The sequence below is a fragment of the Streptomyces sp. NPDC126499 genome (genome assembly GCF_040302485.1).
GTDB lineage: Bacteria > Actinomycetota > Actinomycetes > Streptomycetales > Streptomycetaceae > Streptomyces.
On sequence record NZ_JBEOUO010000007.1, the window covers coordinates 295,408 to 309,799 of the forward strand.

Below are 14,392 nucleotides of genomic sequence, written 5' to 3' on the forward strand. Positions count from 1 at the left end.
TCCCTCGCGCCGCCACGGGCGGCCTTCGGCAGGCAGCCTTCGCTGGGTCGCCTTCGGCAGGCAGCCTCGGCACGCGGCCTTCGGTAGTCGCCCTTCGGCAGGCGCCCGTCGGTAGGAGCCCTAGCCGACCCGCCGGACCAGCCACAGGAAGTCCCCGAGACCGCCCGGAGCGGTCAGTTCCGCCGCCTCGCCGGCGGCGGCGAGGGCGCGGACGTAGCCGGCCGGGTCGGTCGAGGCCAGGGAGAGCGGGGGGCGCTCGCCCGAGACGCCCAGGCCGCGCAGGGCCTCCCGCTGGGTGCGGAGCTCCGCGCCGGGGGACGCCGCCGCGCACGCGTCCAGGGCCACGTGGGCCGTCAGATCGCAGGTGCCGTCCGGGACCGGGGCGACCTCGCGGCCGGCGCGGAAGGCGGTGAGGGTGCCGAAGGGCGGGCGGGAGGGGCGGGTGTGGGCGTAGTCGACGGCCACCGCCGTGCCGGCGGCGAGCGAGGCCGTCGCCGTCGCCCAGGCCGCGTCCCGGGTCCGGCCGATCTCCGCGCGTTCCCCGGGCTCCGTGAGCGGCCACCACCGCTCCAGCCACTCGGCGTCCGCGCCCGCCACGACCGCGCCCAGCCGCTCCCGACCGGCCCGGTCCACCTCCACGTACCGCACCGCCCCCGCCTCGTCGACCTGCGCCACGTCCACCGGCACGTTGTCCAGCCACTCGTTCGCGAACAGCAGCCCCCGCTCCCCGTCCGGCAGCCGCCCGGTCCAGGTGATCCGCGGGTCCAGGCCCGCCGGGCGGGCCGCGCGTTCCACCCCGTACGGGCGGACCCGCAGGCCCGCCGGCAGCGCCGCCAGCACGCCCGTCAGCAGCTCTCCCCGCCCCGCGCCCACGTCCACGAACGCCACCTCGTCCGTCCCCAGCTCCTCCGCCGTGCGCACCAGCAGCCGCGCCACCGCCCCCGCGAACAGCGGCGAGGCGTGCACCGACGTACGGAAGTGGCCGGCCGGCCCCTCGGGCAGCAGGAAGAAGCCCCCGGGGCCGTACAGCGCCCGCTCCATGGCGTCCCGCCAGCCCTGCCATTGACACGTCTCATCCGTCACGTGCCCCAGTCTCCACCTTGGGGAGTACGGGCCTCACGGGAAGGATCGCTCCCACGGTTGACCCCTGCACCTATCCCCTTTCCCTACGCTGGGTCACGTGCAGCGCCTCTACGACTTCCTCCGCAGACACCCGACGGGCGTCGACACCTTCTGGGCCGTCGTCCTCTTCGGGTTCTCCTTGTTGTGGGTGGGCTCCTCCGTCCCGATGGTCGTCGAGCCCGTCCCGTACGCGGTCGTCGGCGCGCTGTTCTCCCTGGTCGTGGCCCTGCGCCGGCGCATGCCCGAGAAGATGCTGCTGCTCGCGGTCGGCCTCGGCCTCGCCCAGCTCGCCTTCGGGATCATCCCCTTCATGGCGGACTTCGCCATGCTGGTGATCATCTACACCGTCGCCGCGCACGACGGCCCCCGCTGGGCCTCCCGCCTCGCGCTCGCCGGCGGACTGAGCGCCAGCACCCTGTCGCAGCTGCGCTGGCCCGTCCAGGACGGCACCGACTCGGTCGCCGCCAAGATCTTCTTCACGGTCATCATGACCGTGCCCTTCGCGCTCGCCTGGGTCCTCGGCGACTCCCTGCGCACCCGCCGCGCCTACTTCGCCCAGCTGGAGGAACGCGCCTCCCGCCTGGAGAAGGAACGCGAGGCCCAGGCCAAGGTCGCCGTCGCCGCCGAACGCGCCCGCATCGCCCGCGAGCTGCACGACGTCGTCGCCCACAACGTCTCCGTGATGGTCGTCCAGGCCGACGGTGCCGCCTACGTCATGGACTCCTCGCCCGAGACCGCCCGACAGGCCCTGGAGACCATCTCCAGCACCGGCCGCCAGGCACTCGCCGAGATGCGCCGGCTGCTCGGCATCCTGCGCACCGGCGAGCACCAGGAGGCCGGGGAGTACGTGCCGCAGCCCGACGTCCAGCAGATCGAGGACCTCGTCGAACAGGTCCGCGGCGCCGGCCTGGCCGTCGACTTCAAGGTCGAGGGCACCCCGCGCCCCCTGCCCAGCGGCGTCGAACTCACCGCCTACCGGATCGTCCAGGAAGCCCTCACCAACACCCGCAAGCACGGCGGCCCCGACGCCGGCGCCAGCGTCCGCCTGGTCTACTTCGACGACGGACTCGGACTCCTCGTCGAGGACGACGGGCGCGGCGCGCCCCAGGAGATGTACGAGGACGGCGGCGCCGACGGCCGCGGCCACGGCCTGATCGGCATGCGTGAGCGCGTCGGCATGGTCGGCGGCACCCTGGACGCGGGCCCGCGCCCCGGCGGGGGCTTCCGCATCAGCGCCCTGCTCCCCCTCAAGCCCGCTCACTGACGACCGCCCACCGACGACCGCTCACCGACGTCCCACGACCCCACGACCCCTAAGGATCTCCCCATGGCCATCCGCGTGATGCTCGTCGACGACCAGGTGCTGCTGCGCACCGGCTTCCGCATGGTGCTGGCCGCCCAGCCGGACATGGAGGTCGTGGCCGAGGCGGGCGACGGCGTGGAGGCCCTGGAGGTGCTCAGGAGCACGGCCGTCGACGTCGTCCTCATGGACGTGCGCATGCCCAAGCTGGACGGCGTGGAGACGACCCGGCGGATCTGCGCCGAGCCGGACGCCCCGAAGGTGCTGATCCTGACCACCTTCGACCTCGACGAGTACGCCTTCTCCGGGCTCAAGGCGGGCGCCAGCGGCTTCATGCTCAAGGACGTGCCGCCGGGCGAACTGCTCGGCGCGATCCGCTCCGTGCACAGCGGGGACGCGGTCGTCGCCCCCTCCACCACCCGCCGGCTCCTGGACCGCTTCTCGCCCATGCTGCCCTCGGCCGGTCCCGAACCGCGGCACAAGGAACTGGAGCGGCTCACCGAGCGGGAACGCGAAGTGATGATGCTGGTCGCCCAGGGCCTGTCCAACGGCGAGATCGCCGCCCGCCTCGTGCTGTCGGAGGCCACCGTGAAGACCCACGTCGGCCGCATCCTCACCAAGCTGGGCCTGCGCGACCGGGTCCAGGTCGTCGTCCTCGCCTACGAGACGGGCCTCGTACGGGCCGGTGGGCGCTGACGTGCTGCTCTGGCTCAACGGGCCGTTCGGCGGCGGCAAGACCCAGACCGCCTACGAGCTGCGCCGTCGCCTGCCCGGCAGCGTCGTCTGCGACCCCGAACACGTCGGCTTCGGCCTGCACCGCAGCCTGCCGCCGGGGCTGCGCGGCGACTTCCAGGATTTGGCCGCCTGGCGGCAGGGCGTGTACGAGGTGCTCGACCTGGCGCTGCGGCGGCACGACGGGCCGGTGATCGCGCCGATGACGGTCGTCGAGCCCGCGTACTTCGCCGAGACGGTCGGGCGGCTGCGGCAGACGCACGGCGACGAGCGCGTACGGCACTTCGCGCTGCTCGCCGAGCGGGAGACCGTGCTGCGGCGCCTGAGCGAGCGGGGCCTGGGGCGCGGCCTGAAACGGGAGAGCTTCGCCGTACGGAAACTGGACGGCTGCCTGGAGCGGCTGGCCGCCCCGGAATTCGCCCACCACATCCGGACGGACGCCCTGACCGTCCCCCAGGTCGCCGACCGGATCGCGCACCTGGCGGGACTGCGGATCGCGCCGGACACGGACGGGCCACTGCGCCACCGGCTGCGGCGGATCCGGGTGGGTCTTTCGCACATCCGCTTCGACTGAGCGGGCGGGCCGGGGCCTGCCGGCGCGGTGCTCCTACCGCAGGACCGATTCCAGGAAGTCGCTGCCGAGGCGGGCCACGACCGAGAAGTCCAGCTGGTGCAGCACATAGCGGCCCCGGCGCTGGGTGGTGAGCAGCCCGGCCTTCTTCAGGACGGAGAGGTGGCGGGATACTTCCGGGGCGGTGATGCCGTACGCGTCGGCCAGCTCGCTCGTCGAGTACGGGCCGCGCGCCAGGCTCCGGCACAGGCGCATCCGCATCGGGTGGGCGATGGCCTCCAGACGCCGCTTGACCAGCTCGACGGACTCGGCGCCCCCGACCTCGCGGGCCGCCGCCGGGTACTGGATCACCGGCTGCCAGCCGGGCGCGCACAGGGCGAACAGGTGCGGCCAGCCGAACGCCGTCGGCACCAGCGTGACGGCGGAGCCGTGGGCCTCGGTGCGGCCGTGCACCAGCTTGTCCACGACGATGCGGGAACCGCGCCCGTCCTCCTCCAGGGAAAGGGCGGGGGAGGCGGCCGTCAGAGCCTCGGCCAGGCCCTTGCGGCGCAGCAGCTCCGTCTTGTGGCGGGCGTCGGCGGCGAGCTGCACGCGGACCCGCTGCCAGGTGTCCGCGAAGAACGCCTCGTCGCAGTCCTGGAGGAGCCGGCGGATCCAGGCGCGGGTGGCCGTCGGCTCGCACAGCATCCGCTCCACGAACGCGGCCTGCCGCGGTCCCCGCGCCGCGGCCAGGTCAAGGGCCCGGCGGCGCGAGCGCTCGTCGACGAGCGGGGACGGGATGCCCTGCGCGTAGCGGCTGCTGCACGAGATCTCCAGGGCGGCGCCGACGAACTTCTCGTCGTCCATGCGGTCGAGGTCGTCCAGCTCCTCCGCCAGCGTCTCGCGGGGCCGGGCCGGCAGGAGGAAGTCGGAGCGGGTCGACCGCCACATGAAGTCCGCCTCGTGGAGCCGCTCGGCCAGCTCCGGCTTCAGCCCCGCCGCCGTCGCCGTCGTCCACGCGTGCAGGCGCGCGTGATGGGCCGGCTCGGCCAGGGCGTGCAGGGCGTTGCCGAGCTCCGCCAGTGGCGAGGGGCAGAAGGTGATCCGCTCGTGCGGCAGTCCTGTGATGTCGATGGTCACGCTCACGCCCCTATGGTGCGGGGCGCGGTGGGGGAGGTGTCGTGCCGTTTGACGAGGGCCGTCAATCGGCGGGGCGGGCGGGGCGCCGCGGGCGCACGGTGGGGGCATGGACGCACTGCAAGGACACCTGCTGGACAGCTACCGGGCCGCCCGCACCGGGCAACCGGCGCCGCCCGCGCCTGGCACCCACGATCTGGCGGTGGTGCGGGCGCTGCTCGCGCGGGTGCGGGGTCGGTCGGGGGGCCGGGCCGGGGTAGGGGGCGGTGAGTGACGCGGAGACCGTCACCGGGAGCGGCGCGGGGCCGTTGGCGCCGCGCCCGGCGGTCGGCCCACAGCGTCGCGAGGCTGCTCCGGCCTCGCCCGGCGGTCGGTGCACGGTGCCGCGCGGGGCCGCTCCGGCGTCGCCCCCGGGCTCAGCCCACGCGCGTCAGGAATTCCCGTACCGCCTCCTTCACGTCCTCGGCCGTCCATTCCAGGCCCGGCCCGTTCACCGTCACCTCCGTCACCGCCATCCCCGGCGGGCCGCCCGCCGGGGCGGGGAACCAGCGGCGGAAGAGGACGGTGCCGGTGTCCTCCGCGAGGGAGAGCGCGGCGGCGGTGAGCGTGTCGGGGGCGTGGGGGAGCCAGACGCGGAACTGGTGGGTGTGGGGGACCTCCGGGTGGACGCGGAACCAGGGCACGGCGGCTTCCGCGAAGGCCTCGTGGAGCGCGGCGGCGACCAGGCGCGCGTGGGCCACGTACGAGGGCAGCCGGGGCAGCTCCGTGTCCAGGCCGCGCAGGGCGGACAGGGCCGCCGGATACTGCTGGAAGAGCTGGCCGCCGTAGCGGTGGCGCCACAGCCGGGCCTCCTCGATCAGCTCGTCAGGCCCGGCGAGCGCGGCGCCCGACAGGCCGCCGAGCGACTTGTAGAACGACACGTAGACGCTGTCCGCGAGGCCGGCGATCTCCGGCAGATCGCGGCCGAGGTGGGTCGGGCAGTCCCACAGCCGCGCCCCGTCGAAGTGGACCACCGCCTCGCGGTCCCGGGCCGCCTCCACCACCGCGACGAGCTCGTCCCAGGCCGGCAGCACGAAGCCCGCGTCCCGCAGCGGCAGCTCCACCATGAGGGCCCCGAAGGGCTCGGGGTGGTCCCGCACCTCCTCTGCCGTCGGCAGGCGCGGCTCGTCGGTCAGGTGGACGGTGCGCAGGCCGCCGACCGTCTCGAAGGCCCCGTTCTCGTGCAGCTCGGGGTGGGCCAGCGGGTGCAGCGCGACCACCGCGTTGCCCGTGCGGCCGGCCCAGCAGCGGAGCGCGACCTGCTGGGCCATGGTCCCGGTCGGGAAGAAGGCGGCGGCCGGGAAGCCCAGCTCCGCGGCGACCCGCCGCTCCAGCTCCTCCACCACCGCGTCGCCGTAGGTGTCGACCCGGCCGTCCCCGTACGGCGTCCTCGCGGCCCAGTCGGCCAGCTCGCGCAGCCGTCCGCCGGTGGTGCCGTCCGCCGAGGTGTCCCACAGTCTGCGGCGGGCGCCGCTCCACACCCGGGCCCGGTACTCGGCGCATCGCTGATCGGATTCCATGGCCCGATCATCGTCCATGCGGCGCGAGCCCTCATGGAGTTGTCCACAGCTCCGGGCTGATCATCACACCGCCTCCCGCTCTCTGTGGACAGTCGAAGGAGAGCGCGAAACGCTGGCGTAGCATGACCAGAAATCGTCCGGTACCCGCCGAGGACTGGAACGGAAGGCCGACCCGCATCGTGAACGCACCACCAGCCGAGCCCCGGCAGCAGCCCGACCGGGCGGAGGACCGCCCCGCGCGGCTCACCGTCGGAGTCGTCGGCGCGGGCCGGGTGGGCCCCGCCCTCGCCGCCTCCCTCCAGCTCGCCGGACACCGCCCCGTGGCCGTCTCCGCCGTCTCCGACGCCTCCCGGCGCCGCGCCGCCGCCCTGCTGCCCGACGTCCCCGTCGTCGAGCCCGCACAGGTGCTGGCCCGTGCCGATCTCGTCCTGCTCACCGTCCCCGACGACGCCCTGCCCGGACTCGTCGAGGGCCTCGCCGACACGGGCGCCGTGCGGCCCGGGCAGCTCCTCGTGCACACCTCCGGGCGGTACGGGGTACGGGTCCTCGACCCGGCGCGCCGGGCCGGCGCCCTGCCGCTGGCGCTGCACCCGGCGATGACCTTCACCGGCACCTCCGTGGACGTCCAGCGGCTCGCCGGGTGCTCCTTCGGCGTCACCGCCCCCGAGGAGCTGCGGCTCGCGGCCGAGGCCCTCGTCATCGAGATGGGCGGCGAGCCGGAGTGGATTGCCGAGGAGAACCGGCCGCTCTACCACGCGGCCCTCGCCCTCGGCGCCAACCACCTGGTCACCCTGGTCGCCCAGGCCATGGAGCTGCTCCGCTCGGCCGGGGTCGGCGCCCCGGACCGGATGCTCGGCCCGCTGCTCGGCGCCGCCCTGGACAACGCGCTGCGGTCCGGCGACGCCGCCCTGACCGGGCCCGTCGCCCGCGGGGACGCCGGCACCGTCGCCGCCCACGTCGCCGAGCTGCACAAGCACGCGCCCGCCACCGTCGCCGGCTATCTGGCGATGGCCCGCGCCACCGCCGACCGGGCGCTCGCGCACGGACTGCTCAAGCCCGAGCTCGCCCAGGACCTGCTGGGTGTGCTCGCCGAGGGGGACGACCACCGATGACCTTCACGCTCGTCCGTACGGCCGCCGAGCTCCACGCGCCCGCGAACGCGGGCCGCCGCGCCGTCGTCATGACCATGGGCGCCCTGCACGACGGCCACGCCACCCTGGTCCGCGCCGCCCGCGACCGGGTCGGCCCGGACGGCACCGTCGTCGTCACCGTCTTCGTCAACCCGCTCCAGTTCGGCGCGGGCGAGGACCTCGACCGCTACCCCCGCACCCTCGACGCCGACCTGCGGGTCGCCGAGGCCGCCGGCGCCGACGCCGTCTTCGCGCCCGCCGTCGACGAGGTCTACCCGGGCGGCGAGCCGCAGGTCCGGATCAGCGCGGGCCCCATGGGCGAGCGCCTGGAGGGCGCTTCCCGGCCCGGCCACTTCGACGGCATGCTCACCGTCGTCGCCAAACTCCTCCATCTGACCGCCCCCGACCTGGCCTTCTTCGGCCAGAAGGACGCCCAGCAGCTGGCGCTGATCCGCCGGATGGTCCGCGACCTGAACTTCCCGGTCGAGATCGTCGGCGTGCCGACCGTACGCGAGAGCGACGGACTCGCCCTGTCGAGCCGCAACCGCTACCTGTCGCCCGCGGAGCGCCGTACGGCCCTGGCGCTCTCCCGCGCGCTGTTCGCCGCCGGCGACCGGCTCGCGGCACAGGAGGCGCTGCGGGCCCGCGCCACCGCCCTGCCCGGCGCGCGGGGGCGGGCCGAGACCCGCGCCGAGGCGCTGTCCCGGCTCGGCGAGGCCCGCGCCGCCGCCGACGCCCACGCGGTCGCCCAGGTGGTCGAGGGCGGGGGCGCCGACGCCGTACGGGCCGCGGCTCAGGCCGTGCTCGACGACGCGGCCAAGGCCGATCCGCCGCTCGTCCTGGACTATCTGGCCCTGGTCGACCCGGCCGACTTCACGGAGGTCGCCGACGACCACGACGGGGAGGCGATCCTCGCCGTCGCCGCGCGGGTGGGGACCACGCGGCTCATCGACAACCTCCCCCTGACCTTCGGAGCCACGAAGTGACCGGAATACGGCTGCACGCGCCCGACCCGGGCTGGTCCATCGACGCCGACGTCGTCGTGGTCGGCTCCGGCGTCGCGGGCCTGACCGCGGCCCTGCGCTGCACCTCCGCCGGGCTGCGCACGGTCGTCGTCACCAAGGCCCGGCTCGACGACGGCTCCACCCGCTGGGCCCAGGGCGGCATCGCCGCCGCGCTCGGCGAGGGCGACACGCCCGAGCAGCACCTCGACGACACGCTCGTGGCGGGTGCCGGACTGTGCGACGAGCAGGCCGTGCGCGCCCTGGTCACCGAGGGCCCCGGCGCCGTGCGGCGGCTCATCGCCACCGGCGCCGCCTTCGACCGCACCGACGGCGGCGAGATCGCGCTGACCCGCGAGGGCGGCCACCACCGCCGCCGGATCGCCCACGCCGGCGGCGACGCGACCGGCGCGGAGATCTCCCGCGCCCTGGTCGAGGCGATACGCGACCAGGGCGTGCGCTTCATCGAGCACGCCCTCGTCCTCGACCTCCTCAAGGATGCCGAAGGCCGCACGGCCGGTGTCACCCTGCACGTGATGGGCGAGGGCCAGCACGACGGCGTCGGCGCCGTCCACGCCCCCGCCGTGGTCCTCGCCACCGGCGGCATGGGCCAGGTCTTCTCCGCCACCACCAACCCGGCCGTCTCCACCGGTGACGGCGTCGCGCTCGCGCTGCGCGCCGGCGCGGAGGTCTCCGACCTGGAGTTCGTCCAGTTCCACCCGACGGTGCTGTTCCTGGGCGCCGGCTCCGAGGGCCAGCAGCCGCTGGTCTCCGAGGCGGTACGCGGCGAGGGCGCCCATCTCGTCGACGCCGACGGGGTCCGCTTCATGCTCGGGCAGCACGAGCTGGCCGAGCTGGCGCCCCGGGACATCGTCGCCAAGGCGATCACGCGCCGGATGCAGGAGCAGGGCACCGCGCACATGTACCTCGACGCCCGCCACTTCGGCGCCGAGATGTGGGAGCACCGTTTCCCGACGATCCTGGCCGCCTGCCGCGCCCACGGCATCGACCCGGTCACCGAGCCGGTCCCGGTCGCCCCGGCCGCCCACTACGCCTCCGGTGGCGTGCGCACCGACCTGCGCGGCCGTACGACGGTTCCGGGCCTGTACGCGTGCGGCGAGGTGGCCTGCACGGGCGTCCACGGCGCGAACCGGCTGGCGTCGAACTCCCTCCTGGAGGGCCTGGTCTTCGCCGAGCGGATCGCCGACGACATCACCGCCAACGGCCCGCACCGCGAGGGCCTGCCGCTGCCCACCGCCGCCCCCGGCTCCGTACAGGCCCTGCTGCCGCCCGAGGAGCGCCGGGAGATCCAGCGGATCATGACGGCGGGCGCGGGCGTGCTGCGCTCCGCCGCCAGCCTCGCCGACGCGGCCGACGCCCTGGAGGGGCTCCAGCGCCACGCCGAGCTCGACGCCGGACGGGACGGCCGCAAGGCCGCCGAGCCCGGCGTCGACTCCTGGGAGACCGCCAACCTGCTGGTCGTCGCCCGCGTCCTGGTCGCCTCGGCCCAGGCGCGCGAGGAGACCCGCGGCTGCCACTGGCGCGAGGACCGGCCCGACCGGGACGACGCGAACTGGCGCCGCCATCTGGTCGTCCGGCTGACGCCCGACCGCCGGCTGGTGGTCCACCGCACCACCGGCGCAGACTTTCCGCCCGTAACCCCCGACGCACCCAGGGAGCCCCAGCCGTGAGCACGCCCGAAGAAGCACGTCCGGAGCCCGTGGACGTGCCCCTGATCCAGATCAACGCCCCCGCCGAGCCCGGTGGCGGCTGCGGCGACGGCTGCGGCTGCGGGGAGGACGAGGCGTACGAGTGCGGTCTCGACCCGGCGCTCGCCCAGCTCCTCGCCGAGGCCGGACTCGACCCGGTCCAGGTCGAGGACATCGCGCACCTGGCCATCGCCGAGGACCTCGACGGCGGCGTGGACGTGACGACCGTGGCGACCGTCCCCGAGGACGCCGTCGCGACCGCCGACTTCACCGCCCGCGAGGCCGGTGTGGTGGCCGGGCTCAGGGTCGCCGAGGCGGTCCTGTCGATCGTGTGCACCGACGAGTTCGAGGTCGAGCGGCACGTCGAGGACGGCGAGCGGGTCGAGGCCGGCGACAAGCTGCTCAGCGTCACCGCCCGCACCCGTGACCTGCTCACCGGCGAGCGCAGCGCGCTGAACATCCTGTGCCGCCTGTCCGGCATCGCCACCGCCACGCGCGCGTGGGCGGACGCCCTGGAGGGCACGAAGGCGAAGGTCCGCGACACCCGCAAGACCACGCCCGGCCTGCGCGCCCTGGAGAAGTACGCGGTGCGCTGCGGCGGCGGCGTCAACCACCGCATGTCGCTGTCGGACGCGGCCCTGGTGAAGGACAACCACGTGGTGGCGGCCGGCGGGGTGGCCGAGGCGTTCCAGGCCGTGCGCGAGCGGTTCCCGGACGTGCCGATCGAGGTCGAGGTCGACACCATGCACCAGGTCCGCGAGGTCCTGGACGCGGGCGCCGACCTGATCCTGCTCGACAACTTCACCCCGATCGAGACCGAGGAGGCGGTCGCCCTGGTCGCCGGCCGGGCGATCCTGGAGTCCTCCGGGCGGCTCACCCTGGAGAACGCGGCGGCGTACGCGGCGACCGGCGTGGACTACCTGGCGGTGGGCGGGCTCACCCACTCCTCCCCGATCCTCGACATCGGCCTCGACCTGCGCGAGGCGGCCCGCTGATGCTGCTCACGATCGACGTCGGCAACACCCAGACCGTCCTCGGTCTCTTCGACGGCGAGGAGATCGTCGAGCACTGGCGCATCTCCACCGACCCGCGGCGCACCGCCGACGAGTGGGCGGTCCTGCTCCAGGGCCTGATGGGCATGCACCCGCTGCTCGGCGTCGAGCTGAGCGACGGCATCGGCGGCATCGCGATCTGCGCCACGGTCCCCTCGGTGCTGCACGAGCTGCGCGAGGTGACCCGCCGCTACTACGGGGACGTCCCCGCGGTCCTGGTGGAGCCGGGCGTCAAGACCGGCGTGCCGGTCCTCACGGACAACCCCAAGGAGGTCGGCGCCGACCGCGTGATCAACGCGGTGGCGGCGGTCGAGCTGTACGGCGGTCCGGCGATCGTCGTCGACTTCGGCACGGCGACGACGTACGACGCGGTCACCGCGCGCGGCGAGTACGCGGGCGGCGCCATCGCCCCGGGCATCGAGATCTCGGTGGAGGCGCTCGGCGTGAAGGGCGCCATGCTCCGCAAGATCGAGCTGGCCCGCCCGCGCAGCGTGATCGGCAAGAACACGGTCGAGGCGATGCAGTCCGGCATCGTCTTCGGCTACGTGGGGCAGGTGGACGGCGTGGTCGCGCGGATGAAACGCGAGCTGGCCGGCCCGAACGGGGACCCCTCGGCCGTGACGGTGATCGCGACCGGCGGCCTGGCGCCGATGGTGCTCGCGGACTCCAAGGAGATCGACGCGCACGAGCCCTGGCTGACGCTGATCGGCCTGCGGCTGGTCTACGAGCGGAACGTCTCGCGCATGTAGCGCCGGGCGGGCGCCCCCGCGACCCGCTCGACGGACCGACCGGCGGAGAAGAGGGCGGGGCCGACCGGCGGGAAGCGGACCGAGCGACCGGAAGGACCACCGGCGGGAAGGACCGACCCGCCGGAAGGGCCGACCTGCCGGAAGGATCGACCTGTCGGCAGGGCCGACGCGCCGAGAAGAGGGCCGACCCGCCGGGAAGATCGAGAAGCGCCGGATTTGTCCGATTAGCGCGTATCGTCGGTCCATGCCCACGCCCTACGGATCCCGCGGCGGCATGGCGTTCAGCGCGGACGAGCTGCGTGTGCTCCGACGCGCCCTCGCCACCGCCCTCAACCCTGCCCCCCTTCAGGACGACGACGTCCAGGACTGCCTGCGCCTGGCCGACTCCGTGGACGAGGCGGTGCGCGAGGCCGGCCGGCAGCGCGCCTTCCTCCTCGCCGACCTGGCGCGCTACCGCCAGTCCCTGCCCGGCTCGCTGCCCGGCTATCTCGAGCTCCTCCGGGACGCCCTGGCGGCCGGCTACGACCCGGCGGCCGACGACCTCTCCGCCCTGCGGGCCCTGCGCGGCAACCCCGCGGCCGCCGCGCTGCTCGCCCGCTGCCAGGTCCTGGCGGAACGATCCGTCCGCGCCCGCCTCGCCCGCGTCGCCCAGGCCGGTCCCCGCTCGCCGCTCCCCGCTCCGGTCCACACCAGGGCCCGCACCCCTGTGCGCACCCCGGCCCCGGCTCCCGCCCCGGCGAGGACCGCGCCCGCCCCTCGTACCCGGCTGCTCGCCCTGCCCGGCGGCCGCGCCGCCGAGGAGGGGCCGAGGCGGCCCGCACCGGGCGATCCCGGGCGACCCGGGCCGAAACCGCCCGCGCCCGGCGAGCGCCCGGTGCCCAAGCCCTCCGAGGTGTTCCCGCCGCGCCGACGCCCCGTACCGCCGCCCCCGCCCGAGGAACGCGCCGCCGGATAGCTACTCTGGATGCCATGGAATACGTATCCGCGCTCCTGCCCCCCGTCGTGATGGCCGTGTTCTTCACCGCCCTCATCGTCGTGATCGTCAAGAGCCAGGGCGGACCGAACAAGGCCAAGGAGGACGCGGCCGTCGACGCCGCCCTCGCCCGCGCCGAGGGCGCACGCCGACAGGACGGCACCCCGGCCCCGTAACGGCCCCCCGGGGCCCTGAGGACGTACGACCGCCGCCAGGCCGTACGTCCTTTTTGCTGTCTTCAGAGGCGTTTCGTCCAGCAATGTGCCTATATGCGCCGGTATCGCACTAAGGTGGCCCTGTGCCCCGTCAATTGGGAGAGCTGGAAGACGCCGTCATGACCCGCGTCTGGCAATGGAACCGGCCGGTCACCGTCCGGGAAGTCCTGGAGGATCTCCAGCAGGAACGGTCCATCGCCTACACCACCGTCATGACGGTATTGGACAATCTCCATCAGAAGGGCTGGGTGCGCAGGGAAGTCGAAGGCCGCGCCTATCGATATACGGCCGTCTCCACCCGGGCCGCCTACTCGGCCGCACTGATGAACGAGGCCTGGGCGCAGAGCGACAACCCGGCGGCGGCCCTCGTCGCCTTCTTCGGGATGATGTCGCCCGAACAGCGCGAGGCGCTGAACGACGCCATCCGTATCGCCCAGCGGGACATCCCCGAGGCGACCGCCGCGCCGCCCGCCGAAACGGCCGAGGGGGGCCGGGAGCCCGGCGGGCCCGGGCGATAACGTCCCCCCATGCCATCCGCTTCCGCCAATGCCGTCACCGTACGCCGGGCCCGTACCTCCGATGTCGCCGCCCTGCGCCGGCTCGTCGATCCCTACGTGCGCCGCGGCATCCTCCTCGACAAGGCGCCCGTGACGCTTTACGAGGACATCCAGGAGTTCTGGGTCGCCGAACGCGACGACGACGCCACGGTCGTCGGCTGCGGCGCCCTGCACGTGATGTGGGAAGACCTCGCCGAAGTGCGCACTCTCGCGGTCGATCCCGGCTTCAAGGGCGCCGGAGTGGGACATCAGGTGCTCGACAAGTTGCTGCACACCGCGCGATGGCTCGGTGTGCGCAGGGTTTTCTGCCTGACCTTCGAAGTCGACTTCTTCGCGAAGCACGGCTTCGTCGAGATCGGGGAGACTCCGGTCGACGGAGATGTCTACAGTGAGCTCCTGCGTTCCTATGACGAGGGCGTCGCCGAGTTCCTCGGTCTCGAACGAGTGAAGCCGAACACCTTGGGCAACAGTCGCATGCTTCTGCACCTGTGACGGGGGGCGCGGATCCGAGCGTCTTCGGAGTGCCTATGTCCGAATCGCGCACGTTTCCCGCGTTGCCGGGGTTCTGAACCTCTGCCAGGGGTTTGTGTTTTTCCGGGAAAAGCG

Annotated in this window: 16 protein-coding genes; 13 read left to right on the forward strand and 3 right to left on the reverse strand. The window is 74.3% G+C overall.

Annotated elements, in window-relative coordinates:
* Positions 1-120: 120 nt before the first annotated feature.
* The gene (locus tag ABTZ91_RS13255; RefSeq protein WP_352077291.1) at positions 121-1,041 is read right to left on the reverse strand and encodes an SAM-dependent methyltransferase; all 921 of its coding nucleotides are present in this window, start codon (positions 1,039-1,041) and stop codon (positions 121-123) included.
* Positions 1,042-1,180: 139 nt separating this feature from the next.
* Here ABTZ91_RS13255 and ABTZ91_RS13260 point away from each other — a divergent pair, with 139 nt between their 5' ends.
* From ABTZ91_RS13260 to ABTZ91_RS13270, 3 genes are all read left to right on the forward strand, one after another.
* Positions 1,181-2,386 (forward strand): sensor histidine kinase, encoded by a 1,206-nt coding sequence (locus tag ABTZ91_RS13260; RefSeq protein ID WP_352077235.1) that lies wholly within the window; start codon positions 1,181-1,183, stop codon positions 2,384-2,386.
* 63 nt (positions 2,387-2,449) lie between these two features.
* The gene (locus ABTZ91_RS13265; protein WP_352077236.1) at positions 2,450-3,118 is read left to right on the forward strand and encodes a response regulator transcription factor; all 669 of its coding nucleotides are present in this window, start codon (positions 2,450-2,452) and stop codon (positions 3,116-3,118) included.
* A gap of 1 nt (position 3,119) precedes the next feature.
* Positions 3,120-3,728, forward strand: coding sequence for an AAA family ATPase (locus tag ABTZ91_RS13270; protein WP_352077292.1), 609 nt, complete (start codon positions 3,120-3,122; stop codon positions 3,726-3,728).
* 33 nt (positions 3,729-3,761) lie between these two features.
* On the opposite strand, the gene ABTZ91_RS13275 is transcribed toward ABTZ91_RS13270, so the two are convergent.
* Entirely contained in the window at positions 3,762-4,850 is a 1,089-nt protein-coding gene (locus ABTZ91_RS13275) for a DUF5937 family protein (RefSeq protein WP_352077237.1), read from the reverse strand.
* A gap of 100 nt (positions 4,851-4,950) precedes the next feature.
* On the opposite strand from ABTZ91_RS13275, the gene ABTZ91_RS13280 reads away from it, so the two are divergent.
* A complete protein-coding gene (locus ABTZ91_RS13280; protein ID WP_352077238.1) occupies positions 4,951-5,115 on the forward strand; it encodes a hypothetical protein in 165 nt (54 codons plus the stop codon).
* A gap of 142 nt (positions 5,116-5,257) precedes the next feature.
* Here the strand turns inward: ABTZ91_RS13280 and ABTZ91_RS13285 are convergent, their stop codons facing one another.
* The gene (locus tag ABTZ91_RS13285) at positions 5,258-6,400 is read right to left on the reverse strand and encodes a beta-eliminating lyase-related protein (RefSeq protein ID WP_352077239.1); all 1,143 of its coding nucleotides are present in this window, start codon (positions 6,398-6,400) and stop codon (positions 5,258-5,260) included.
* A gap of 122 nt (positions 6,401-6,522) precedes the next feature.
* Here ABTZ91_RS13285 and ABTZ91_RS13290 point away from each other — a divergent pair, with 122 nt between their 5' ends.
* The 9 genes from ABTZ91_RS13290 (at position 6,523) to ABTZ91_RS13330 (ending at position 14,278) form a co-directional block, all read left to right on the forward strand.
* Positions 6,523-7,512, forward strand: coding sequence for a DUF2520 domain-containing protein (locus tag ABTZ91_RS13290; protein ID WP_352077240.1), 990 nt, complete (start codon positions 6,523-6,525; stop codon positions 7,510-7,512).
* The gene (gene panC, locus ABTZ91_RS13295; RefSeq protein ID WP_352077241.1) at positions 7,509-8,516 is read left to right on the forward strand and encodes a pantoate--beta-alanine ligase; all 1,008 of its coding nucleotides are present in this window, start codon (positions 7,509-7,511) and stop codon (positions 8,514-8,516) included. Before ABTZ91_RS13290 ends, panC begins: the two co-directional genes overlap by 4 nt.
* Entirely contained in the window at positions 8,513-10,222 is a 1,710-nt protein-coding gene (locus tag ABTZ91_RS13300; RefSeq protein WP_352077242.1) for an L-aspartate oxidase, read from the forward strand. Before panC ends, ABTZ91_RS13300 begins: the two co-directional genes overlap by 4 nt.
* Complete coding sequence (gene nadC, locus ABTZ91_RS13305; RefSeq protein WP_352077243.1) at positions 10,219-11,235, forward strand: carboxylating nicotinate-nucleotide diphosphorylase; 1,017 nt, start codon at positions 10,219-10,221, stop codon at positions 11,233-11,235. The genes ABTZ91_RS13300 and nadC overlap by 4 nt, the downstream gene beginning before the upstream one ends.
* Positions 11,235-12,041: a type III pantothenate kinase gene (locus ABTZ91_RS13310; RefSeq protein WP_352077244.1), complete on the forward strand. Its 807-nt coding sequence runs from the start codon at positions 11,235-11,237 to the stop codon at positions 12,039-12,041. The genes nadC and ABTZ91_RS13310 overlap by 1 nt, the downstream gene beginning before the upstream one ends.
* Positions 12,042-12,315: 274 nt before the next feature.
* Positions 12,316-12,996, forward strand: coding sequence for a hypothetical protein (locus tag ABTZ91_RS13315; RefSeq protein ID WP_352077293.1), 681 nt, complete (start codon positions 12,316-12,318; stop codon positions 12,994-12,996).
* Positions 12,997-13,010: 14 nt separating this feature from the next.
* On the forward strand, positions 13,011-13,190 hold the full coding sequence (locus tag ABTZ91_RS13320) for a hypothetical protein (RefSeq protein ID WP_352077245.1): 180 nt from the start codon (positions 13,011-13,013) through the stop codon (positions 13,188-13,190).
* A 122-nt stretch (positions 13,191-13,312) separates the two neighbouring features.
* Positions 13,313-13,747, forward strand: a complete 435-nt coding sequence (locus tag ABTZ91_RS13325) for a BlaI/MecI/CopY family transcriptional regulator (RefSeq protein WP_352077246.1) — start codon at positions 13,313-13,315, stop codon at positions 13,745-13,747.
* 9 nt (positions 13,748-13,756) lie between these two features.
* Positions 13,757-14,278, forward strand: a complete 522-nt coding sequence (locus ABTZ91_RS13330; protein WP_345487226.1) for an amino-acid N-acetyltransferase — start codon at positions 13,757-13,759, stop codon at positions 14,276-14,278.
* The last annotated feature ends 114 nt before the right edge of the window (positions 14,279-14,392 follow it).